Raw genomic sequence first — 23064 nt, 5'->3', positions numbered from 1 at the left:
AAAGAAGCGCCTTTTCTCGTAAATCCTTAAGTTGAATCCTTATTCAATTGGGCTGCTTGCAGATGTAGCTGCAGCGCCACTAGCATACCTGACAACACCACTTTCATCAACAAAGAAATATCTATTACCCGTAGTGCCCACAGTGCTAGGAGCAGCAGTTGCAGTAAATGCATTTGTGGTACCTGTCAAAATAAATGCATAGCCTGATTTTGTTCCACCTGCTAATACAGAATCAATATAAGGTGGAGTTGCGTTAGACAAAGCAGCTAAGTTAGTAGGATAACTAGGATTAGCTGAACGATAACTCTGGGCTGCAGTAGAAAGCGTCTGCATAGCAGCAATCGATGCAGACTCGTTAGCATTGAGACGAGCACGCAACAGGTTAGGTATTGCTATGGCTGCCAATAAAGCAATAATAGCAACAACAATCATGATTTCAACCAAGGTAAAACCTGATCTGTTTCTCATAATTAACAACCTCCTCTCTTGGCCTTGATTGAACTTATCATATCAACCCAGTTTCTAGAAAAATAATAATAATTTCGTTTTCCTCTGGCTTGACATTTATTAGTCCCGGCCAAAAAAATAAAACCTATTCCAGTCACCTGAAATAGGTTATTCTCATTGGTAACTGGCTACCCTTTCACAAGGCCCTTTAGCTTTGCGTCCCAGCCTTACGACTGGTTTGCCTTTTTCAATGTTACCTCAAGTATACCATAAAAATTAGGCCCTGTAAAATATATTATAGACACCTAACTATTACAAAGTCAAGAATTTTCTTAACAAATTAATAATGAAAGAGTTAGGTTAAAAAATTATTCCTGTAGCCCTGATCTAAAAACACCTCATCTTCCCAATAGTTCCGTAATCTTAAATATGGGCAAGAATAATGAGACTACAATGCCACCGATAATAACACCTAAAAAGGCGATGACCATTGGCTCAATTAAACTTGTCATAGAACTTACTGTGGCATCAACCTGCTCATCATAAAAGTCAGCGATCTTGCTTAACATCTTCTCCAACTCGCCTGTCTGTTCGCCTACAGCAATCATCCTTACTACCATAGGCGGAAACGCATCGCTTTCACTCAAGGGGCCGGAAATAGGCTCACCTTCTTTAATAGACTTGCGCGCGTTATCTAATGCCTCTTCAACTATTTTATTGCCTGCTGTCTTGCCTACAATCTCTAAGGAACCTAAGATAGGAACGCCGCTTCTTACTAACGTAGAAAGTGTCCGGCTGAACTTAGCTATTGCTACTTTCTTTAAAAGTGGGCCAAAGACAGGAAGCTTGAGTAGGTAATAATCAATGGTCCTTCTCCCCCTTGGAGTCTTTGACCATTTCTTAAGCAGGAATACTACACCAACTAAGAAAATTACAATATACAAGAATGAATGCCGCAACATATCGCTGAAACCAATCAAGATCCGCGTAGGTAAAGGCAAGGTACCGCCAAGCATATCAAATATACCTCTAAATGTTGGAACAACCTTAACCAGCAAAAAGATAGTAATAATTAAGGCCATGGCAATTACCACGATTGGATAGGTCAAGGAAGATTTTACCTTTCTCTGCAAGGCGCTTGCCTTTTCTAAATAATTAGCTAACCTATCTAATATCTCATTCAATAAACCACTTGCTTCTCCTGCCTTTACCATATTAATGTAAAGCGGAGAAAATACTGCTGTGTGCTTAGCCAGGGCATCACAAAAACCTGCACCTTCTTCGATATCTTGACGTATCCTTAAAATCACCTGCCGGAAATTTTCCTTTTGCACCTGCTCTCCTAGAATGCTTAATGCCTGAACAAGGGGAATTCCTGAATCAACCATCGTAGCCAGCTGACGAGAAAAAATAACAAGATCATCCAATTTAACCTTGCGCCCACTAACACGCCGTTTTGCCTTCTCTTCCGATAGGCTAATAGGTATTAATTCTTTCTTACGCAAAGTCTCAATAGCCAGATTCTGATTATCAGCTTCTAGCATGCCTGAGATCTTTTTACCTGATCTATTTTTCGCCGTATATTTGAAAACTGTCATTTTATCTCCCCTTTAAAAATTTATGTATCAATCGCTACGCGTAAAACTTCCTCGTAAGTAGTAGCACCCATTTTAAGCTTACGCATCATATCATCCCAGATTGTCTGCATGCCATTATTTTTAATTGCATATTCCTTAATCTGATCACTAGAAGATTTTTTTAAAATCATCCTGCATATATTATCGTCAATCATCAAGACTTCTAAAGCTGCCAATCTGCCAAAATAACCAGTATTGTTGCAGTGGTTACAGCCGCGTCCTGCATAAAAGGTATCTGTCTTGGTTGGCCTTAGAGTTAATTTTTTAAGGATACTGTCCGGGATTTCGACTGGCTCTTTGCAGGCATTACATATTTTACGACAAAGCCTCTGTGCACAGGTCATAATAATTGAAGAGGCAACAAGAAATGGCTCAACCCCCATATCAATTAAACGTGTGATTGCGCCAGCAGCATCATTTGTGTGCAAGGTAGAAAAAACTAACTGCCCAATTAGAGAAGCACGCACAGCTATATCTGCTGTCTCGGAATCGCGAATCTCACCAATCATAATGATATCCGGACTTTGACGCAGTATGGAACGTAATCCAGCAGCAAAGGTAAGGCCAATCTCAGGTTTTACATGTATCTGGGTGATGCCCTCAATCTGATACTCAACAGGGTCTTCAACAGTAATTATGTTTTTTTCCATCGTATTCAATCGATTCAATATAGAATAAAGGGTTGTAGATTTCCCGCTTCCTGTTGGCCCTGTAACTAAAATCATTCCATAAGGCTTTGCTATCGCCTGTTTAAACAGCGCCAATCTCTCTGGAAAGAAACCAAGCTTATCCAACCCCATAGAAAGACTTGATTTATCCAATGCCCTCAGAACGAACTTTTGACCAAATGTCGTCGGCAGTGCAGAAACACGAAAGTCTATCTCCTTTGATTCCAACCTAATCTTAAAGCGTCCGTCTTGCGGAAGCCTTGATTCGGTTATGTCTAAACCGCTCATAATCTTAAGTCGCGCTAAAATAGCATTTTGATTGCTTTTCGGTAATGTAAGAGTGTCATACAGATTGCCATCTATGCGGTAACGCACTCGTAAACCTTCTTCAGCCGGCTCAACATGAATATCAGAAGCCCGTTTATAAAGGGCCTCGGCAATAATCAAATCAACGACTTTTACAATCGGGGCCTTTTGGCTCTCTTCGATAACAGCTGATATATTTGATTGTTCGCCATCAACACTTAATACCTCTGCTGTTTTATCTCCCTCATCAAGCAAAGAAGAAATAGCAACCACGTCCCCGCAATAATATTTTTCAATAGCTTTGTTTATATCGCTTTCAGTTGATATTACAGGATCAATTTCCTTTTTTGTCAAAATCCGCAAATCATCAAGCGCGAATATATTTAAAGGATCACTCATTGCCACAGTAATCGTAGAGCCAATCTGAGAAACGCAGATAAGATGATGCTGGCGAGCCAGGCGTTCGGGAATAATCTTGATTATCTCCGCATCAATTTTATATTTAGATAGATCTAAAGGCGGTAATCTAAATTCTTCTGAAAGAACTGCTAACAACTCCTTATTAGAAATAAAACCCTCATTAATAAGGATATCTTTGATTGATGAATCCTTTTGCTTCTTTAAAGACAAAACCTGCTGCTTCTGCTTAAGGGAGATGCGCTTTGTCTTAACTAAAATCTCTAATATCTTATTGCTTAAAGTTGCCATTTTAATTTATGCCATTTCTTTATCAGGCGCTGTAAGGCGCACAACTTCGTCTATAGAAGTGAGGCCCTCGATAACTTTTTCTATACCAGCCTCCTGAAGTGTCTTCATCCCTTCCTCGCGAGCAGCTTTCTTAATCACATCCTCCGGCACCCGACCAAGTATCAACTCTTTAACCTTGGGGGTTAATTCTAAAATCTCTATTATTCCTAAACGGCCAGCATAACCAGTATTAAGACAATTCTTGCAGGCCGTTGCAGCAAAGACCTTTGTCCCTGTCTTTATGCCTACCTTCTTGGAGACCTCTTCTTTAACTACTATCTCTTCTTTACAGCGTTCGCAAAGCTTGCGTAGTAGCCTCTGGGACATAACAGCAATAACACTAGAGGTAATTAAAAATGGTTCTACGCCCATATCTCCAAGCCGAATCACAGAACCAGGAGCTGTAGTAGTATGTAACGTACTCAAAACAAGATGGCCTGTTAACGCGGCCTTAATTGAAATATCGACTGTTTCAAAATCGCGAATTTCACCTACCATAATAATGTCAGGATCCTGCCGCAAGATAGAACGCAGGCAACTGGCAAATGTAAGTCCAATATCTACATTTACAGTGACCTGATTAATGCCGCGAAGTTGGTATTCTACAGGGTCTTCGACTGTAATAATGTTCTTATCTGGGGCATCGATAAATTTAAGCAAAGAATATAACGTGGTTGTCTTACCGCTTCCTGTAGGGCCGCAGGTAAGAATCATACCATGCGGCTTAAGGGCACTTTTTTTTAGAACCTCCACGGCATGCTTGTCAAATCCAAGTTGGGTAATATCCAATTTTGCCGTAGTTTTATCCAGGATACGCAAAGCAACCTTTTCTCCAAAGCTAGAAGGCAAAACTGAAACACGAAAATCAACATCCTTGCCTTCTAGCTTGATCTTAAATCTTCCATCCTGAGGAAGCCTATGTTCGGCTATATCCATTCCAGACATTACCTTAATCCTAGAGACTACGGAAGCATGTAAAGATCTAGGCGGGGATTCAATCTCTTTTAACATGCCATCAACACGTAGCCTAACGCGAACACTTTTCTCAAACGGCTCAATTAATATATCCGAGGCCCTGGCTTCAATTCCCTGCTTTAGGAAAAGATTGGTAATCTTAATTACAGGGGCTTCTTGAGTAAGACGAGCCAATTCCTGCACGTCTGCATAATCTATCTTTTCATCCTTAATAACTTCCAGCTCGCTATCTTTACCCATTTCATCAATTATATCTTCTATAGCCTGGTAAGAGTCCTCTCCGTAATATTGAGTAATTGCATTCATCACATCTTCCGGCTTTGCGATAATCGGATTTATATCAAAACCTGTCAAGGTCTTGACTGCATCAATAGCAAAGACGTTGAGAGGATCGGCCATAGCCAAGGTAAGCGTATTACCCATTTTTGATACAGGGATTATCTGGTAGTGCCTTGCGGTCTCCTGGGGGATAAGTTTAGTTACTTCCGATTCAATCTTGAAACGGTTTAGGTCAATCGGGGGCAGGCCCAAACCTTCACTTAAGGCAATAACTAAGTCTTTCTGGTCTACATATCCTAAACGCACAAGGATATCGCTCAGCCTTCCGCCTTCTTTAGACTGAACTGCAATCGCCTTATCCAGGTTCTCCCGCGTGATGATTTTATTCTTAATCAGGATCTCTGTAAGGCGTTCTTTTAAAGAAACCATAGTTATTAAAAATTAAAAATAAATACCAAAGATGAGGAATATTGGGTTTTATTTATAATATTTCTTTATTGTCTCTCTAATATCTGAAGGGGTGCTTACAAAAGTCTGAACCTTGCACTTGGTAAGTAGTTCTATATCCTCGATCGCCTGAACATTTAATGGATTAGACATAGCAACTGTTAGCGAGGTGCCGATCTTATCTATGGGAATAAGACAGTACTGGATAGCTACATTCTTAGGGATAATCCGGACAATTTCTAAATCTATATCATAATTTTTTAAAGGTAAGTATGGAAACCCGTACTGGGCAGTTAATGCATGAGCTATATCCTCTTCCTTTGCAAAACCTAATTCTACAAGGATTTCCCCGATAAGACCGCCTTTTTCCTTCTGAACTTCAAGCGCCTTCTCAAGATGTTTAGCCCCGATAACTCCACGTTCAATCAGAAGCTCCCCTAATTGTTTTGCCATTACTTTTTTAAATGCGCTCATAGTTAAACTCTAACCCTTTATCTGGTTCTTGCCTCTTGCCTTTGCTTCCATCAGCATCTGCCGCGCTTTAACAACCAGCTCTTGTGCAGAAACGCCATCAATGGGATTTTCGCTTACGCCACCGCTTAAGGTTATTCTCTTGTTGGCGTCTGGTTCTTCTTTAAAAACAAACTCTAGTTTCTTTCTTATATCTTCTGCAATCTTATTGGCCTCTTTTTTATTACGCTCAGGTAAAATTACAGCAAAATCATTATCACCAAAACGCCCCACCCTATCTACATCAGTAATACTATCTTCCAGAACGAGAGCAATCCTTTTAAGTGCGGCCTCAGAGGCAAGGCCGCCAAAAAGTGTATAGTAACGTTTGAAATTGTCAACATTGAACAAGAGGAAGGCACATGGCCTCTGGTAAATAATTGCCCTCTTGATCTCTTCATCTAAACGTGCCTTTACAAATCTTTCATTGTAAAGTCCGGTAAGGGCATCCTTTACCTCTAATTTTTGGACTCTGAAATGTAAGAAATCTGTCTCAAGCGCAATCGCTATCTGTTTAACGAAGATTTCAATCACTTCTAAATCGTCAGAAGTATAAGAAAAGTTCTCTTTATTATTGGCAATACAGATAATACCCAAGGGATCGCCGCGTACAAACAAAGGTATTATGACGGCATTGCGCATTGCAAACTTTTCCTGCCAGGCGTTAACCTCTCTTGATGTATCTTTGTTGTTTTGATCAAGGATTATAACCTCTTTTCTATAGATTAAATCCGCCAGAGGATTTTCGCCAATTGCGATTTCGAGATTTTCAAATCTCCCTGCGCCTACGCCGCGTAAAGACCTCATCGTCAATACATTTTTCATCTGCTCTTTAACCATCAGGAAACCTATCTCTGACTGACCCACCTCCATAATCCTATCTACACTTAAATGTAGTATTTCGTTTAAGTTTGCGCCTTGAGAGATTAAAGTGCTTATCTGCAGGAGATTACTCAAGACCACTACGCGCTTATTAATCTCCAGATTTATCTTCTTGGTCTTCTCGCCGTACTGGCTCAATTCTTGCATTGAACTACGAATTCGCGTTGTTAACTTATCTAAGGCAAAGCTCAAATCTCCGATTTCATCCCCTCTGTCAGCACCGACCTTAATTACGCGTTCGAAATCACCCTGGGCTATATGTTTGGCATCACGACTTATTGAAATTACCGGATCGATTATCAGCTTCAAGATATAATAACCCAGACTTACAATCACTGTAGTAATTATAAATATTGGCCAGAACTTAATAGTTATCGGCTGTATCTCGTTAAGCCTGAAAGTAAAACTAAACAAGCTAGGGTTTAGCATATTAAGTAAAATCAAAATAGGGATAACCGAAGATAGCGCAAACGCCAACTTAAGCTTTACCTTTAAGCTTCTCGAGGATAAATTGGATTTTTTATTATTTTTTTTCATTTATACATCTCCTTTAATGAATCCCTTTACTTGCTAAGCTACCAGCAAGTAACTTACAGGATAAATTAAGCATTTTTCGCCAGAGAACCTCAACGAATAAACTTCATTTTAATTTACTATAACGGATTATTTTTTAAATGTCAATGTCTTTTAAAAGGAACTCAAAAAACTTAAAAGATTATCACTCGCCAAAATCATCTTAGGACCCCTGGCCTGGCCTCATACGCCCGAGTTTAATAACATCTTCGTATTCTATTTTAAGCCTTTCTTTATCGTAGCCCATATCTATATAGTCCCAGCACAATTTTTGCTCATCTATAGTTTCACGATAAAGATAACTCCCGGCGTCAATCCCAGCTGCTTTTTCAGCCTCCTGCCATAAGTCAAAATTAAAATAATCACCGTAAGAGTCCATTAGCGCACCTCTTTTAAATGCCTCGATAATAAGTCCAGACATCTTTCTGTCGCCACGAGCAAGAAGCGCCTCTACATAACTCATACCAGGAGAATGAAAACTAATCTTTACATTCTTGATCCGCTTATAAATTGCTGAAATCAAAAACCTCTTTTTTCTATCTAAGGTCTTCAAATCATCCATAGGATGCCATTGAAAAACAGTATGTGGTTTAGGAATAAAAGGATTAATGCTTACTGAAAACAATAGATTCTTTCTAAGCCTGCCTCCTATATGAGCTAATTCGTAGATTATATCGGCAATTGATTCCAGATCATCCTCTCTCTCAAAAGGCAGGCCGAACATAAAATAGAGCTTAATCCGTCTTAGGCCTTTAGAATAACAAGCTTGAATCAATTCTTTTAATGAATCCATATCTATTTGCTTGTTTATAAGCTGCCGCAGCCAGTTTGAGCCGCTTTCTATGGCCAAAGTAAGTCCGACCTTTTTTATCTTGGCTGTCATCTCCAGCAGATTCAAAACCCTAGAGCTTGGTCGCAGCGAACCTAAAGAGACGCCGACACATTGACTACGCAAGGCATCAGTCAAACAGCTATAGATTTCTTTTATCTGGGGATGATCCAAGGAAGATAGACCTAACAACGATATCTCTTCGTAGCCGCTTTTCTCCTGTGCTGCTAAACCTAGTTGAACAATCCTTTCTTTGCTCTTTATCCTAAAAGGAGAATAAAACATTCTCGCCTGGCAAAAGCGACAAGAATGTGGACAGCCGCGCATTACCTCAAGCATTATCTTATCATGAACAATAGGGATATAAGGAACAATCCAGTCTTGCGGAAAAAAAGATGAATTTAGGTCTTTAATGAATCGGCGCCTAACAGAAAAACCAACTCTGCCTTTAAGCATTGGAACATATATGCCGTCTATCTTTGAAAGCCGCGCCAGCAATTCTTTGCGATTAAGCCTGCTAGGGAACTTTTTATATTCAGCAGTCAATTCTAGAAGGGCCTCTTCTGCCTCGCCGATAATAAATAAGTCAAAAAAATCAGCTATTGGCTCAGGATTAGCTAAGGCAGGACCTCCTGCAATTATCAAAGGATGATTTTCATGGCGTTGCCTCGAAAAAAAAGGCAATCCAGCAAGCTCTAGCATGTGCAATACATTTGTATAATCTAACTCATGCTGGAGTGAAAAACCAACAATATCAAAATCACTTAAACTACGTCCTGACTCAAGGGATGTAAATTTAGCCTTTTTGCTCTTTATCAATCCAAGCATATCAGGTGCCGGCAGAAAGAATCTCTCGCATAAACAATCTTGCTGACTATTCAGAAGACCATATATTATTCTCAAACCCAAATTACTCATGCCTATCTCGTATAGACCCGGAAAACAGATGGCGAATTTTACAGCCACATCTTGTTTTAGGCCATGATTGCCATTAAACTCAGTGCCAATATAACGAGCTGGCTTTTTTACGCTCAATAATAAATCTTGCATGATATGTCTTTATTAAAAAATTAAAAGATTATGCGTTGCTTAGAAATATTCAATACTATACCAATGCATAGATATGAAAGTAATAAAGATGAACCTCCATAACTAATAAAGGGCAATGGCAGACCTACCACCGGCATCATTCCGCTGCTCATAGCAATATTAACCAAAATTTGAAATGAAAGAAGAGCAACAATGCCAATGCATATAATACGGCCAAAGATATCATTTGTCTTTAAGATAACTTTTATAATCCGCCAAACCAACAGAAAGAAAAGTGAAAGGATGAGCATTGAACCAAAAAAACCCCATTCTTCTGCGATAATGGAAAAAATAAAATCTGTGTGGCGTTCAGGTAAAAAATTGAGTTGGTTCTGAGTACCCGAGAGCCATCCTTTACCTAACAATTTACCTGAACCAATTGCTATCTTAGATTGAGCAATAGTATAGCCTGCACCCAGAGGATCAAGATCAGGATTCAAAAAAACTAATAATCTCTGCTTTTGATAATCTTTCAAGATTTGCCAAAGGAAAGGCAAAGATGCCAGGCCTAGGCTAATCAAAGTAATGAGAAACTTTCTAGAAACATGAGTACAAAAAAGTACAGCAAATAAAATTGGAAACAATACTACGCTTGATCCTAAATCCGGCTGCAGGATGATGAGAAAAAATGGACAAAGCACAAGACCCAAAGGAATAAATGCTGTCCTTAATAAAATAAGGGGGTTTGAATGATAAAGATTTTGTGAAAAATGATAAGATATCTGCTTGGTAAAATAGCGTGCAAGAATAATTATTATCGAAATCTTCACTAATTCAACTGGTTGAAATGATAGATATCCAAATTCAAGCCAACGCTTGGCGCCTGATCTTTCAGCGCCACGAAAAAGAACTAAAACTAGCAAAATAATGCTAGCAATATAAAAAAGCCAGGCAAAATCCCAGAAGCGATGATAATTGATATTAGAAACCAACACTGCAAGGATTACGCCAAGCAACATCCAAATTAACTGCTTAATCCAGATGTTACTTTGCATCTGCGTTGGCAGAGTTAGACTAGCTCCTCCTGTATAATGTGTTGCGCTATAAATGGAGATAACCCCAATAATACTTATTGCAAAAGCCACTCCTAATAGCGTCCAGTCAAATTCTCTAGTCATACTTATTTGTCTTGTTTAAAAACTAGTAACTTTTCTTTATACAGGCGTCTAAATAACTTTATCGCTAAGGCATTCGCAGAGGAACTGCCTTGCGAATCCTCTAAAAATATAACAAATGCTACCTCTGGTTTATCAAAGGGAAGAAATCCGACAACCCATCCATGTTTGCGACCTGCCCCTGCCTGGGCAGTGCCAGTTTTAGCACTAATCTCCATATCGTACATCTGGAGCATATGGGCGGTGCCGCTAGAATCCTCAACTACGCTGCGCAAGGCTCCTCTTAGGAAAGATAGATAATTAGATTCAATATTAACCTTTGAAGGAGCTTCGTATATTACCTTCTTGCCGCCGACCTCAGCAACCAAATGCGGTTTTAATAGCTGACCTGAATTAGCAATAACGCTAATCATTGATGCAATCTGAATCGGCGTAACCAGCAAACCTCCCTGACCAATCGCAAGATTAGCAGTGTCACCTTTATACCAGCCTTGATGATAGATCTCTCTACGCAAGGATGGAGAAGGAACAAATCCTGACTCCTCCATAGGTAAATCAATACCCGTAGGTCTTCCTAAATTAAATATCTTTGCGTACTCGCTTAGCCTCTGGGCACCCAGCAGTATAGCCGCATTATAAAAATACACGTTGCAAGAATGAACAATCGCATCTTTTAAATCCTCTTCTCCATGTCTTGACCAGCATTTAAATTCTCGCCTGCCAATGAGTTTCCCTCCTGGACAAAAGAAACGCGTATCAGTATTAATCGCGTTATTAGTAAGGGCTGCCAAGGCAGTAATTATCTTAAATACCGAACCAGCAGGATACTGACCTAGCGTTGCACGGTTAAAAAGAGACGCATCCTTATCAAGAAGATATCTCAAGCGCAATTTGTTGTGTTCTTTTTCCACAAAAACATTAGGATCAAATGCGGGAGAGCTAACCATGGCTAATATTTCACCATTAAACGGATGTATTAAAATTGCTGCTCCCTTATTTTCGCTAAACAAATCATCCAGGATCTCCTGTACCCTGATATCAATTGTCAATCTTATATCAACGCCTTTTTTGGGAACTCGCAAACCAAGCAAGCTGGTTTGTCTGCCCCGATTGTCAACCTCAATCTGCATACCTCCATTTTCACCGCGTAAGAATCTCTCTAGATACTTCTCAATGCCGCTTATCCCTACCTGATTGACAGCAGTAAAACCATAATCCCCCAGACTCTCCTTGACCACCTCGGGCATACCCATATAACCTAATATATGAGAAGCTACGTATTTATAGGGATAGACCCGCGTTGGTCTAGACTCTATTATTACCCCGGGAAATTTATTTGTCTTCTCAGCAACTATTAACGCCTTTTCCTTATCGATATCTCCGAGTACAACTACTGGCGCAAATGGAGTGCTAATGTTTCCTCTAAATCTTGCCTCTAGCTCCTCTTCTTTTATAGCAAAGATCTTTGAAAGCTCACTAAAGACTGTGCGCATATCTTTCAAATCCTGAGGAATAATGGCCACGTCAAGTGCAAGTCGATCTTGCGCTAAGATGACGCCATTTCTGTCGAGGATTTTGCCACGAATCGCTTTCTCGGGAATCACCCTGATTGTATTGCGCGCACTCTGGAGGCGATAATAATTACCCTGTATAATCTGCAGAAAGAAAAGACGCGAAGCTACAGATATAAAGGCTATCAGGATTGAGATATAAAAAATCTTGAAACGCATTTTTTTAACAAGGAAATTAGAGGTATTGACCAACATGCGGTTAATATCGCCTGCAAAATTGAGATCTTAAAACCAGCAAAGATGGGATAGATTCCAGTACTAAAAAATATATGCAGCATATAAGAAAGTAATCCGTTCAGAAAAGAAATACAAAATACAAAAATAAATAAGGTCTTAAATCTATTCCGAAAGAAAAATCTTGCTTCGACTTTAGCCATAATCATACTTATTAGCGCAAAACTCAAAATGCTTACTCCAAATAGATCAGCTGATAAAAGATCCTTCAAGCCTCCTAAAAGTGCGGCCCAAAAAAAAGTACGCTCGTTCTTACTATAGAGGCTTAAAAATATAATGAGGATGAGCAGAAAATCTGGTTTTGCACCAAATAATAAAAGGCCAGCAGGATATAGAACCTGTAGATGAAGCAATATTAAACTTGCGATACTAAGGATAAAATTGATCATAGAAAAAAATGACCGAAATCACAAATTAATTTTTATTTGTAATTTGTTTTGGTATGAACTTAAGGAATAATTACCAATACCTCTTCCAATTTCTCTAATCTTTCAATGGTCTCAACCAAGCAATATTTACCAAGTCCGGAAGACTCTTCAGCTATGAACTTTACCTTGCCAATTACAATCCCTTTTGGAAAAAGGCTGCTACTTACCTCAAGTGTCAAGCCGCTTGTGATTACAACATCGCCAATAGCTACATCATCTTCCTGAGAAAGAAAACGCAGTCGACATCCGCCAAAGATCGAACCAGATAGCAGGCCATGCACTCGTGAGTCTCGTAACAGCGCTGCGCAATTAAAATTAGGATCGTTGATCAGAACTATTCTAGATGTCGTCAGGCCTATATCACTTACTATCCCCACCAGGCCTTTTTGGCCTATAACAACAGAGTCCTCTCTTATGTTCGCCTCCTGACCCTTGTCGATAATAAGTGTTGAAGTCCAGTTATCCGGGTCGCGAGCAATTACAGTGGCTGCAACAAGATTAAAACTTGATTGACTCTTTAGTCCCAAGAGTTCCTCTAGGCGAATATTTTCATGTTTCATATTCAAGATACGGGACATTTTATAATTAAGAATGGCGTTTTCTTGTTTCAGGCGTGAGTTTTCATCATAGGTCTCCTGCAGCAAGAGGATTTCTTTGATAATATTTCCGGGGTAGAGGAAAATCTTAAGCGGTAATTTCAAAAAATCAAATGCAAGATTAAATCCGGAAGAAAGATGCGAAAAGGAAAGAATTATAAAAAGGAAAAAGAAAAAAGTAATTAAAGGAATGAATTTTTTTATTCTTATCACACTTTGGGGTCGAGAGTGAGGAAATTTGAAGTTAAAATATCTTTTGGAAACTAAAGCTCTGATTTAACACTAACCATAACGCGCCTTAGGTATTTAATCTCGCTCAATGCCTTGCCTGTGCCTAAGGCAACAGCGGTCATAGGATCATCAGCAATATGAACAACCAAGCCCATCTCCTCAGCAATTAGGCTATCTATTCCCCGTAACAATGCACCTCCGCCAGCAAGCATAATTCCTTTTTCTATCAAGTCTGCGGCTAATTCGGGGGGTATACGCTCTAAGCTAATTTTGACAACATCAAGAATGGCGCGTACTGGCTCTTTTAATGCATCCCTGACCTCTTCGCTGGTTATATTAATCATCTTTGGTAAACCAGCTACCAAGTCTCTTCCTCTTACTTCTAATGAAAGCTCCTCTTCTAAAGGATAGGCAGAACCTATCTTTATCTTTATATCTTCGGAAGTGCGTTCACCAATCAATAAATTATAATTTTTCTTTATATATTCGATAATTGCCTGATCCATTTCATCTCCGCCGATACGAATGGATTTAGAAAAAACAATACCGGCTAAAGAGATAATGGCTATCTCTGTTGTGCCTCCGCCAATATCAACAATCATATTGGCCGTAGGCTCCTGGATTGGTAATCCCACTCCAATTGCTGCTGCCATAGGCTCTTCAATTAGGAATATCTCTCTGGCGCCCGCCCTCACAGCAGAATCCCTCACAGCCCGCTTTTCTACCTCAGTAATCCCAGAAGGAATAGCTACAATAAGCCGCGGCCCAAATAATACCCTTCTACTCTGAACCTTGCGGATAAAGTATCTAAGCATCGCCTCTGTGACCTCAAAATCAGAGATAACGCCATCTCTCATTGGCCGCACAGCAACAATATTGCCAGGAGTTCTGCCTAGCATTCGCTTGGCCTCCTCGCCTACTGCCAAAACATGAGAAGTCCCTTTTTCTATGGCAACGACTGAAGGTTCACATAAAACAACACCCTCATTCTTAACGTAAACGAGCGTGGTCGCTGTGCCTAAATCTATACCCATATCATTTGAGAATAGACTACGCACATAATTAAAAACGAGCCGCCAAATCTGTTTTACTAGTGGCCAAATCTTTTTCATAATAAACCTTCAAATTTGAATTTTATCAATTTTAGCATACTTAACTATATCAAAATCAGTTACTTGTGTCAATTAAAATTTAAGTAACTTTGACTGACTCCAACGCTTTAAAAAAATCAGGAAAGGACTTGCGGATGCAAGAAGTATCATCTAAGAAACTCACTCCTTCTGCGCAGCAAGCAGCAACAACCAAGGCCATTGCGCTACGATGATCTGAAAAGCTCCTGAGCCTGACAGCCTTTAATCGCTTAAGGCCTTTGATGTAGATGGTCTCTTTGCCTGATTCTTTCTTAATCCTGATATTAACACCCATTCGCTTCAGATTATAAAGCATTGAGAAAATCCTATCAGTCTCTTTGACTCTTAATTCATCTACAGCAGGAATTCTAGTAGTGCCATTTGCAAAGCTTGCCGCTACCATAAGGATTGGTATCTCATCAATCAAAGAAGGAATCTCTTTTGGGCTCACCTTGGTCGCCTTCAATGCTGAACTCCTTATAATTACCTCAGCTATAGGCTCAAGATCTGGCCTATTTTTAGCAAGCGGAATGACTTTAATATTTGCCTTCATCCTTCTTAATACCTTCAACAAACCCGTACGCGTAGGATTCACGCCTACGCCTTTTATAGTAAGCCTTGAGCCGTTTAGCAGGAGTGCAGCTACAATAAAAAATGCCGCAGAAGAAAAATCACCCGGGATCGTGATCTGAGGCGGCCCTTTTAGTTCTTTTTTGGGAGGCTGCAACCTAATGTTGCCTGCCTTAACAGAAACAGAAACACCAAAGGTCTTTAGCATTCTTTCAGTGTGATCACGCGAGCTGACCTTTTCATTTATACAAGTCTTACCCTTAGCATTTAAGCCAGCCAGAAGAATCGCAGATTTTACCTGGGCACTTGCTACTGGCAGTTTATAAATAATCCCTTTCAAATTGCCACCTTTAATATTTAAAGGAGGATAACTTTCAAATTTTTTCCCTTGCCGGCCTTTAATAACTGCCCCCATCTTTGTTAAGGGGACAATGATTCTTCGCATCGGTCTTTTAGAAAGGCTTTTTCCCGCCTTCAAACTAATTGAGCATCTCAGGCCAGATAGCAATCCTGCTAACAACCTATAGGTTGTGCCGGAATCACCTAAAAAAATACTCCCAGAGGCAGATAACCCACCTAAACCCACGCCTGATATATCCAATAGTCCTTTTTTTAGCTGGCGAATCTCTACGCCTAAGCTACGCATGGCCCTCAGGGTATAAAGGCAATCTTGAGATGGATAAAAATTTTTTATCCTAACATGCGAGGCGCTGATAGAGCTTAAAATTATTGCCCGGTGAGAAATCGATTTGTCGCCGCCTAAGGTCAGGCTGCCGGATAGGGAACTCGCAGGACTGATTTTCCTCATATCTATCTTCTTACCACCTTTGCTCCTTGTTTCAGATATTGAAACTGCAGATCGGGTAAGAAATTTGCTGCTGAGAGCGATTCATAAACCTTCTCTACCTTAACCTGCCCAATTTCTCTATCATCGAGAAAACAGATAAATATATCTCCAACCTCAACATTATTTTGCTCTCCACGATCAATTATTAAAAACTTATATTTTCTATCAATATTTACAATCTTTCCCTCCAGGAGAGGTTTTACTACAATCTTCTCCAAATCAATAGAAGAGCGCTTTTGCTCTAAAACTTCTAACTTAGCAAGCAAATCCTCCTTCTCCTTAACTGCAATCCCTAACTCTCCCTCTTTGCGTCTCAGTTCATTCTCTAAATCATCTACTTTCTTTAAAAACTCTATATTTTGATTATTAGTAGTATGCATGTGCCCTTTGAGGCTAGAAAGTTCTTCGCTTAGCCTCATGTTATCATTTTCTAAAACAGAGATCTTTGAAGTCAGCGACTTAATCTCCTCTTGAGATTCTCCTATTAAGATATTTAGGCGCGATATCTTCTCGTCTGAATTTTCAAAAGAAGACTTCAATAAATTCTCCTGTTCCTGCGCCTTGATTAGCTGCTCTCCCAGATTAGTGTTCTTTTTGATTTCCTGTTGAAGAAAAAAACCAGCAGCACTCACAAGGATAAGCAACAAAATTACAATGATAATCAAACCTACACGAAAGATATTAACTGAATCAGACATATTAAAACCTCCTTCAATTGTTCTCCCTAAAACTAACAGAATCAATCCAACATTGCTATTATAACAAATATAGCATCGAACTCAAATATTAAATTTTCTCCTGCTGTTTTATAAATTCTGAGATCTCTCTTGGAATGGAAGAGCTAAATTCCATTATCTTGCCTGTTTCTGGGTGGCGTAATCTTATAAATTTTGCATGAAGTGCGAGGCGACTAAATTTAAAACGGCCAGAATATTTTTCATCACCCAAGATTGGATGTCCGAGATATTTCATATGCACTCTCAACTGATGCGTCCGGCCAGTAATCGGAGACAATTCAACTACGCTAAAATTTCGCAGGCGTTTAAGCACTTTATATGTTGTCTGTGCCTGGCGCTTATGAGCAAAATTAACTTTCATAAATTTACGCCTGCGTGGATCAGGCCCAACAGGTGCATCGACTAATCCCTCATCAAACTGGACCTTGCCTTCGACAATGGCAAGGTAGGTTTTTTTTACGCTGCGGTCTTTAAACTGGCGTGTCAAATTAAGATGGACTTGATTATTCCTGGCAATAATTAACAGCCCTGAGGTGTCCTTATCCAACCTATGCACAATGCCTGGCCGTTTGGGATCAACATCAGAAAGCCTCTGGGTATAGGAAAGCAGGACGTTGACCAAGGTGCGGTTGCGATTTCCCGCTCCGGGATGAACACTCAATCCTGTTGGCTTATCAACAACCAATAAAGAATCATCCTCATAGATAATGTTTAGAGGCATATAATATGCCTCTAAACAAGACTTCTCTTTTTGCGGTATTTCAACGCAAACCTTATCCTGATAATTTAACTTACAAGATGGTTTCCTAACTTTAGAGTTTAGGAAAACATGGCCTTGGCTAATAAGCTTTTTTACTGTATTGCGAGAAACAGATCCCGATAGCTTATGCGTCAAGAAGATGTCCAGACGCATACTAGAGGCCTCTTCTTCTACGTTAAACTCGCGCTTTTCCATTATAATGTTTTGTTTTTAAAATTAAGTAGGCAATAACTGCGCTGAGTATCCATATAATTGAAAATATCTGAAAAAGACTTAAAGTAAGGATGGGCGTAGAAATGGTATCAGCGCGGAAAAACTCAACTATGAAGCGATTGATACCATAAAGGATGAGATATAGACAGAAGACCTCACCAGGGATGATCTCTTTTCGCCTTTTTTTATAGGCGGATAAAAGAACAAAAATTAATATCAGGTTAAAAAAGGCATATAGTTGCGTAGGATGTCTGGCGCCGGAATGCGAGAAGGATTCTATTGCAAAGATTGAATTACTCAACCTTCCATAACAACAGCCGTTTAGAAAACAACCTATTCTACCAATACCTTGAGCCAAGGCAAGATAAGGCGCAAAGATATCTGCAATATAAAAAAAGGATAGTCCTTTTCTTCTGATAAAAATTATGGCAGCTAACATGCCAAAGACAAAACCGCCAAACCATGATTGGCCGCCATGGTGTATATTCAAGATTTCCTTAGGCTCTGCTAGATAAAGATTGAGATTTGTCAGGATATAAAGAAGGCGCGCGCCCACTATTGCGCTTATAAGCGTCCAGAAGAAAATATCAAAAAATATAGTACTCTGGATACCTTTTGTCTTACCTTCTTTGACTACGAAGAAAAGACATACTAAAGAGGCAAAGGCAAACATCAAGCCATAAGAATACAAAGTAAATGGGCCTATTCTACAAATGACTGGATACATTAAACCTAGTCCTTATAACTTAATCGCTTACTTCTTTTTATGTAATAACTGGAGGATTAACAATCCGACTCCGATAGTTATTGCACTATCAGCAAGATTAAATACCGGCCAGATTCTAAAATCCAGGAAGTCGACAACAAAACCAAGGCTGATCCTATCAATCAAATTACCTAAGGCGCCGCCCAGAATCAAGGAAAGAGAAAGATGATATATCTTCGATGTCTGCCTAGATGTTAAAAATAAATAGCCAACTACCAAGACTGCGATAATCGAAAATACAGTAAAGAAACTGGATAGATTCTTGAATAGCCCAAATGCGCTGCCGCGATTCGCTACGAGGCTAATATGAAAAACTCCCTGAATCAAAGGAATGCTCTCGCCAAAATACAGTCTATTTAAGATTAGTCTCTTGGATAAAAAATCAAAGAGGACAATAAGGAAGGTAGAAAGAAAAAATATTATTTTTTCTCTAGTTTTTCCTGACACTTTCTGCACAGTCGCGTATAGGGTAGGACCTTGAGCCTTGTTTTCGCAATCGGCTTATCACAGCATTCACATATGCCAAATGTTCCCTCTTCTATTCGTTTTAAAGAGTCATCTATTTCATAAAGTATCTTCCGTTCGTTGGAGGCGATACCTAAAGAAAATTCACGATCATAACTATCAGTAGCAATATCTGCCATATGTAGGGTATAGGCGCTTATATCTCCGGCAGCATCACGCTGAGACTGACGCAAGGTGTCATCTCTTATGTGTCTTAATTCCTCAAGGATCTCTTCTTTTCTTTTTATTATTAAATTCTTGAAATTTTTCAAATCCTTCCTCAATAACTTCCTTTTCACTTTTGATTCTCCTTTTTTGAATGAACCTATGACCTAGCAGCTTCGCCTGACTCTCCTAATGTCTTAATACACTTGGGACAAATCTCAGGATAAACTTTATCCAGACCTACATTTTCGTTGTAATTCCAGCAACGCGCACATTTAGTGCCCTTTGCCTTTTCTATCTTTATGCTAAGAGTACTGCCTCTGCTTAAATCTACTTGTGAAACTATAAAAACCGCAGGTAAATCATGACGGAATTTATCAAGCAACCTAAAATCTTTTTCGTTCTTAACTTCTAAGATTACGCGTGCCTCTAGGGGGCTTCCGATAATACCTTGGCTACGCTTTGTCTCTAAGGCCTTTAAAACTAAATCGCGTATTTCTAAAATCTTTCTAAAATCATTCTCGAGTCCTAAATCTCGCCACTTTTTATTAAGCTTCGGCCAGGGACTTAAGAAAACACTCTCTTCTTCTACTGCGGGAATTGATTGCCATACCTCTTCAGCAGTAAAACTTAAAATCGGAGCGATAAGCTTAGAAAGAACAAGTAATATTTGATAAAGAACGCTTTGGGTTGCCCTGCGTGCCTTAGAATTAGCCCTAGAAGTATAAAGTAAATCTTTCATTACGTCAAGATAAAAAGTGCTCATAGAGCTTAAGCAAAAACTATATATAGTCTGGTAGGCCTTATAGTAATCAAAATCCTCATAATACTTACCGACCTGTTCAGTAAGTTCAGATAGCCTTGAAATAGCCCAACGGTCAAATATACTAAAATCTTTAAGGTCTAATTTCATTTCTCTAGGATTAAAATCATATAAGTTCCCCAAGAGAAATCTTATCGTGTTTCTTATTTTTCTGTAGGCCTCAGACAGACGAGCCAGAATCTGGACTGATATACGCACATCAAAATTATAATCGCTGGAAGCAACCCACAATCTTAAGATATCTACTCCGTAATCTTTAATAATCTCCTGGGGAGAAATTACGTTGCCTAAAGACTTGGACATCTTTCTTCCATTGCCATCAACTACAAAACCGTGAGTTAAGACGGCCTTAAATGGAGCTCGTTTGTCTATGCACATTGAAGGTATCAAAGAAGACTGAAACCAACCCCGATGCTGATCAGAACCCTCTAGATATAATTCACAAGGAAAGGTTAAATCGGCTCTTCTCTTTAATACTGCTTGATGGCTTACGCCTGAATCAAACCAGACATCTAAGATATCAGTTCCTTTCGAAAAATCCTTCCCTGCGCAATGCGGACAACTCAGGCCAGGTGGAAGGAAATCTCCTAAGTCTCTTTTTAACCACGCATCTGAACCATCTTCGCTAATAAATCGGCTGAATCTCTCAATAACCTTAGGCTCTAGGAATTCCTCCTGACAGCTGTTACACACCAATGCTGGAACAGGCACGCCCCAATAGCGCTGACGCGACAAGCACCAATCTGGTCTTAACTGCACCATTGTCGCAATCCTTTCCCTGCCGGTTGCAGGTATCCATCTAATCTTTTTGATTACATCCTGGAGTCTTCTCCTTAAGGTCTTAGCAAAAATATTTTCCTTATGATCAACTCTCAAAAACCACTGCTTTGTTGCCCTGAATATTACCGGGCTCTTGCATCTCCAGCAATGCGGATAAGAGTGATCAATATTATCAGTACGCAGCAGTGAACCTCTCATCTTTAGTTTATCAATAATGATGTCATTGGCCTTAAACACATTCAGGCCATTAAATTCATGCGCAGTTTTATCAAAAACTCCTTTTGCATCTACAGGCATCACGATATCCAGCTTATATTTTAAGCCTGTTAAATAATCTTCGCTACCATGCCCCGGGGCTATATGAACAAGACCACTGCCTTCCTCTTTAGATACATAATCAGCTAAAACAACCTTACCCTTCCTAAACTCAAAAGCATGCGTATAACCTAGACCTTCTAGATCTCTGCCTTTTATCTCTTTGATAAGCTCGTATTTTTCTATGCCAAATGCCGCTAAAAGTTGCGAGGATAATTCCTTTAATAAAATTAAATTGCCCTTCTCTGTTTTAATGTATGCATAATTGAAATCAGGATGAGCTGCTACTGCCACATTCGCAATTAATGTCCAGGGAGTGGTTGTCCAAATCACGAAATAGCTATCCTTAAGAATCTGATTAGATTCATCAATTTTTAATTTAATGAATACTGAAGGTGAAGTATGCTTTTCATATTCGACCTCTGCTTCAGCTAAAGCAGTTTCGCACCTTGCACACCAGTTAACAGGTTTTAGGCCGCGATAGATATATCCTTTTTTTACTAATTTTGCAAATGAATCAATAATGCTTTCTTCATAGTCATTATCTAATGTCAAATAAGGCTTGTCCCAATCTGCAAAAACCCCTAAACGCTCAAACTCCTGCTTCTGCACTTTAACAAATTTAACTGCATAATCATAAGCCTTACGTCTAAATTTCAACTGATCTATCTGGTCCTTATTTATTCCCAATTCCTTGAATAACTGATGTTCTACGGGAAGACCGTGACAATCCCAACCAGGCACAAAGGGAGAATTATAACCTTTCATTGTCTTGTATTTTACGACGATATCCTTTAAGGTCTTATTCAAGACATGGCCGATGTGGATATGACCATTGGCATAAGGAGGCCCATCATGCAGGATATAAGATTTACTTTTAGAATACTTGAGCTTGATTTTATCGTAAATCTTCCTAGCCTGCCAAGAATCTAAAATCTTAGGCTCATTCTTCGGCAGATTTGCCCGCATGTTAAAAGACGTCTTTGGTAGATTTAATGTGTTGCGATAATCCTGGCTCATTTTATATACTTTCCGATGATAATATCTAGATCTTTCTTTACCCTATTCGGTATTAGGTTTTTATCTGTAATAATTGCAAACTTAAGCGCATCGCGACAGCCGCAATCTCTTTTGTCCGGTAGGATTTTAACAAGATTAGATATGATCTTCTTTGCGTTATCAATATTCTTTTGTAAGTTGGCAATTACTAAATCTATAGTTACGCTTTCATGTTCAAGATGCCAACAGTCATAATCCGTTACAGCAGCCAATGTCGCATAACATATCTCTGCCTCTCGTGCTAATTTTGCCTCAGCCATATTAGTCATGCCAATTATATCCATTCCCCAAGACCGGTAAAGATTCGACTCTGCTAGAGTTGAAAATGCGGGTCCTTCCATGTTTATGTAGGTACCACCCTTGTGAATACTGACATCTCCTAGCTTAGCAGCCTCACATATCGAATTAGAAAGCCCTGCGCATACTGGATGTGCAAAAACTACATGGACAACAATATCCTTATCAAAAAAGGTCATATCCCTTGCATGATTAGTCCTGTCAACAAACTGATCAACAGCCACAAAATCTAAAGGCCTGATATCCTCTTTTAAACTACCGCAGGCAGTTACAGAGATTATTCTTTCAACGCCAAGTTTTTTCATTCCATAAATATTAGCCCGATAATTTATTTCACTCGGAGCTATCCTATGGCCCAGGCCATGCCGCGGCAGAAAAACAACCTCTTTGCCTTCTAGCTTCCCAATTACAAATTTATCCGACGCATCTCCGAAAGGTGTCTTAACCTCTTCTTTTCTCACATCCTTTATCCCTTCTAATTTTTGTAAGCCGCTTCCACCCATGATTCCGATTTTTCCTGACATAATTACTCCC

Annotated in this window: 20 protein-coding genes and 1 riboswitch; all 20 genes read right to left on the bottom strand. The window is 39.4% G+C overall.

Features of this window, described 5'->3' with window-relative positions; genetic code table 11:
- Nucleotides 1-39: 39 nt before the first annotated feature.
- The 20 genes from KJ593_03925 to mtnP all read right to left on the bottom strand — a co-directional run bounded on the left by KJ593_03925 (nucleotide 40) and on the right by mtnP (nucleotide 23054).
- A complete protein-coding gene (locus KJ593_03925; protein ID MBU2541032.1) occupies nucleotides 40-468 on the bottom strand; it encodes a type II secretion system GspH family protein in 429 nt (142 codons plus the stop codon).
- Nucleotides 469-623: 155 nt separating this feature from the next.
- A riboswitch (cyclic di-GMP riboswitch) is annotated at nucleotides 624-700 on the bottom strand.
- A gap of 145 nt (nucleotides 701-845) precedes the next feature.
- Nucleotides 846-2045, bottom strand: coding sequence for a type II secretion system F family protein (locus tag KJ593_03920; GenBank protein MBU2541031.1), 1200 nt, complete (start codon nucleotides 2043-2045; stop codon nucleotides 846-848).
- Between the two features lie 20 nt (nucleotides 2046-2065).
- Nucleotides 2066-3766: a GspE/PulE family protein gene (locus KJ593_03915; GenBank protein MBU2541030.1), complete on the bottom strand. Its 1701-nt coding sequence runs from the start codon at nucleotides 3764-3766 to the stop codon at nucleotides 2066-2068.
- Between the two features lie 6 nt (nucleotides 3767-3772).
- Nucleotides 3773-5488, bottom strand: coding sequence for a Flp pilus assembly complex ATPase component TadA (gene tadA, locus KJ593_03910; GenBank protein MBU2541029.1), 1716 nt, complete (start codon nucleotides 5486-5488; stop codon nucleotides 3773-3775).
- Nucleotides 5489-5536: 48 nt separating this feature from the next.
- On the bottom strand, nucleotides 5537-5980 hold the full coding sequence (locus KJ593_03905) for a hypothetical protein (GenBank protein MBU2541028.1): 444 nt from the start codon (nucleotides 5978-5980) through the stop codon (nucleotides 5537-5539).
- 9 nt (nucleotides 5981-5989) lie between these two features.
- A complete protein-coding gene (locus tag KJ593_03900; GenBank protein ID MBU2541027.1) occupies nucleotides 5990-7435 on the bottom strand; it encodes a diguanylate cyclase in 1446 nt (481 codons plus the stop codon).
- 199 nt (nucleotides 7436-7634) lie between these two features.
- A complete protein-coding gene (locus KJ593_03895) occupies nucleotides 7635-9350 on the bottom strand; it encodes a TIGR03960 family B12-binding radical SAM protein (GenBank protein MBU2541026.1) in 1716 nt (571 codons plus the stop codon).
- Nucleotides 9351-9370: 20 nt separating this feature from the next.
- Complete coding sequence (gene rodA, locus KJ593_03890; GenBank protein ID MBU2541025.1) at nucleotides 9371-10507, bottom strand: rod shape-determining protein RodA; 1137 nt, start codon at nucleotides 10505-10507, stop codon at nucleotides 9371-9373.
- 2 nt (nucleotides 10508-10509) lie between these two features.
- Complete coding sequence (mrdA, locus tag KJ593_03885; GenBank protein MBU2541024.1) at nucleotides 10510-12234, bottom strand: penicillin-binding protein 2; 1725 nt, start codon at nucleotides 12232-12234, stop codon at nucleotides 10510-10512.
- Nucleotides 12201-12698 (bottom strand): rod shape-determining protein MreD, encoded by a 498-nt coding sequence (mreD, locus tag KJ593_03880; GenBank protein MBU2541023.1) that lies wholly within the window; start codon nucleotides 12696-12698, stop codon nucleotides 12201-12203. The genes mrdA and mreD overlap by 34 nt, the downstream gene beginning before the upstream one ends.
- 59 nt (nucleotides 12699-12757) lie before the next feature.
- A complete protein-coding gene (gene mreC / locus KJ593_03875; GenBank protein MBU2541022.1) occupies nucleotides 12758-13546 on the bottom strand; it encodes a rod shape-determining protein MreC in 789 nt (262 codons plus the stop codon).
- 50 nt (nucleotides 13547-13596) lie between these two features.
- A complete protein-coding gene (locus KJ593_03870; GenBank protein MBU2541021.1) occupies nucleotides 13597-14676 on the bottom strand; it encodes a rod shape-determining protein in 1080 nt (359 codons plus the stop codon).
- A gap of 79 nt (nucleotides 14677-14755) precedes the next feature.
- Nucleotides 14756-16072 (bottom strand): 3-phosphoshikimate 1-carboxyvinyltransferase, encoded by a 1317-nt coding sequence (gene aroA, locus KJ593_03865; GenBank protein ID MBU2541020.1) that lies wholly within the window; start codon nucleotides 16070-16072, stop codon nucleotides 14756-14758.
- A gap of 2 nt (nucleotides 16073-16074) precedes the next feature.
- Nucleotides 16075-16809 (bottom strand): hypothetical protein, encoded by a 735-nt coding sequence (locus tag KJ593_03860; protein ID MBU2541019.1) that lies wholly within the window; start codon nucleotides 16807-16809, stop codon nucleotides 16075-16077.
- Between the two features lie 88 nt (nucleotides 16810-16897).
- Nucleotides 16898-17803, bottom strand: coding sequence for an RluA family pseudouridine synthase (locus KJ593_03855; protein ID MBU2541018.1), 906 nt, complete (start codon nucleotides 17801-17803; stop codon nucleotides 16898-16900).
- On the bottom strand, nucleotides 17784-18548 hold the full coding sequence (gene lgt / locus KJ593_03850; protein MBU2541017.1) for a prolipoprotein diacylglyceryl transferase: 765 nt from the start codon (nucleotides 18546-18548) through the stop codon (nucleotides 17784-17786). The genes KJ593_03855 and lgt overlap by 20 nt, the downstream gene beginning before the upstream one ends.
- Before the next feature lie 27 nt (nucleotides 18549-18575).
- Nucleotides 18576-19007, bottom strand: a complete 432-nt coding sequence (gene lspA, locus KJ593_03845) for a signal peptidase II (protein MBU2541016.1) — start codon at nucleotides 19005-19007, stop codon at nucleotides 18576-18578.
- On the bottom strand, nucleotides 19007-19390 hold the full coding sequence (locus tag KJ593_03840) for a TraR/DksA family transcriptional regulator (GenBank protein ID MBU2541015.1): 384 nt from the start codon (nucleotides 19388-19390) through the stop codon (nucleotides 19007-19009). Before KJ593_03840 ends, lspA begins: the two co-directional genes overlap by 1 nt.
- A gap of 26 nt (nucleotides 19391-19416) precedes the next feature.
- Nucleotides 19417-22194, bottom strand: coding sequence for an isoleucine--tRNA ligase (gene ileS / locus KJ593_03835; GenBank protein MBU2541014.1), 2778 nt, complete (start codon nucleotides 22192-22194; stop codon nucleotides 19417-19419).
- Complete coding sequence (gene mtnP, locus KJ593_03830; GenBank protein MBU2541013.1) at nucleotides 22191-23054, bottom strand: S-methyl-5'-thioadenosine phosphorylase; 864 nt, start codon at nucleotides 23052-23054, stop codon at nucleotides 22191-22193. The genes ileS and mtnP overlap by 4 nt, the downstream gene beginning before the upstream one ends.
- Nucleotides 23055-23064: the final 10 nt, after the last annotated feature.

This window comes from Candidatus Omnitrophota bacterium (assembly GCA_018830005.1).
Lineage (GTDB): Bacteria > Omnitrophota > Gorgyraeia > JAHJTE01 > JAHJTE01 > JAHJTE01.
The sequence above is the reverse complement of the archived record's forward strand: the minus strand, read 5'-3'. Positions and strand labels throughout refer to the sequence as shown.

Excerpts from the sequence above, each read along its gene's own strand:
- aroA (MBU2541020.1), bottom strand. The coding sequence starts at position 16,072 with ATGAGGAAAATCAGTCCTGCGAGTTCCCTATCCGGCAGCCTGACCTTA.
- mtnP (MBU2541013.1), bottom strand. The coding sequence starts at position 23,054 with ATGTCAGGAAAAATCGGAATCATGGGTGGAAGCGGCTTACAAAAATTA.
- KJ593_03915 (MBU2541030.1), bottom strand. The coding sequence starts at position 3,766 with ATGGCAACTTTAAGCAATAAGATATTAGAGATTTTAGTTAAGACAAAG.
- tadA (MBU2541029.1), bottom strand. The coding sequence starts at position 5,488 with ATGGTTTCTTTAAAAGAACGCCTTACAGAGATCCTGATTAAGAATAAA.
- rodA (MBU2541025.1), bottom strand. The coding sequence starts at position 10,507 with ATGACTAGAGAATTTGACTGGACGCTATTAGGAGTGGCTTTTGCAATA.
- ileS (MBU2541014.1), bottom strand. The coding sequence starts at position 22,194 with ATGAGCCAGGATTATCGCAACACATTAAATCTACCAAAGACGTCTTTT.
- mrdA (MBU2541024.1), bottom strand. The coding sequence starts at position 12,234 with ATGCGTTTCAAGATTTTTTATATCTCAATCCTGATAGCCTTTATATCT.
- KJ593_03870 (MBU2541021.1), bottom strand. The coding sequence starts at position 14,676 with ATGAAAAAGATTTGGCCACTAGTAAAACAGATTTGGCGGCTCGTTTTT.
- KJ593_03905 (MBU2541028.1), bottom strand. The coding sequence starts at position 5,980 with ATGAGCGCATTTAAAAAAGTAATGGCAAAACAATTAGGGGAGCTTCTG.
- KJ593_03860 (MBU2541019.1), bottom strand. The coding sequence starts at position 16,809 with ATGTCTGATTCAGTTAATATCTTTCGTGTAGGTTTGATTATCATTGTA.
- KJ593_03855 (MBU2541018.1), bottom strand. The coding sequence starts at position 17,803 with ATGGAAAAGCGCGAGTTTAACGTAGAAGAAGAGGCCTCTAGTATGCGT.
- mreD (MBU2541023.1), bottom strand. The coding sequence starts at position 12,698 with ATGATCAATTTTATCCTTAGTATCGCAAGTTTAATATTGCTTCATCTA.
- KJ593_03900 (MBU2541027.1), bottom strand. The coding sequence starts at position 7,435 with ATGAAAAAAAATAATAAAAAATCCAATTTATCCTCGAGAAGCTTAAAG.
- lgt (MBU2541017.1), bottom strand. The coding sequence starts at position 18,548 with ATGTATCCAGTCATTTGTAGAATAGGCCCATTTACTTTGTATTCTTAT.
- KJ593_03920 (MBU2541031.1), bottom strand. The coding sequence starts at position 2,045 with ATGACAGTTTTCAAATATACGGCGAAAAATAGATCAGGTAAAAAGATC.
- KJ593_03895 (MBU2541026.1), bottom strand. The coding sequence starts at position 9,350 with ATGCAAGATTTATTATTGAGCGTAAAAAAGCCAGCTCGTTATATTGGC.
- KJ593_03925 (MBU2541032.1), bottom strand. The coding sequence starts at position 468 with ATGAGAAACAGATCAGGTTTTACCTTGGTTGAAATCATGATTGTTGTT.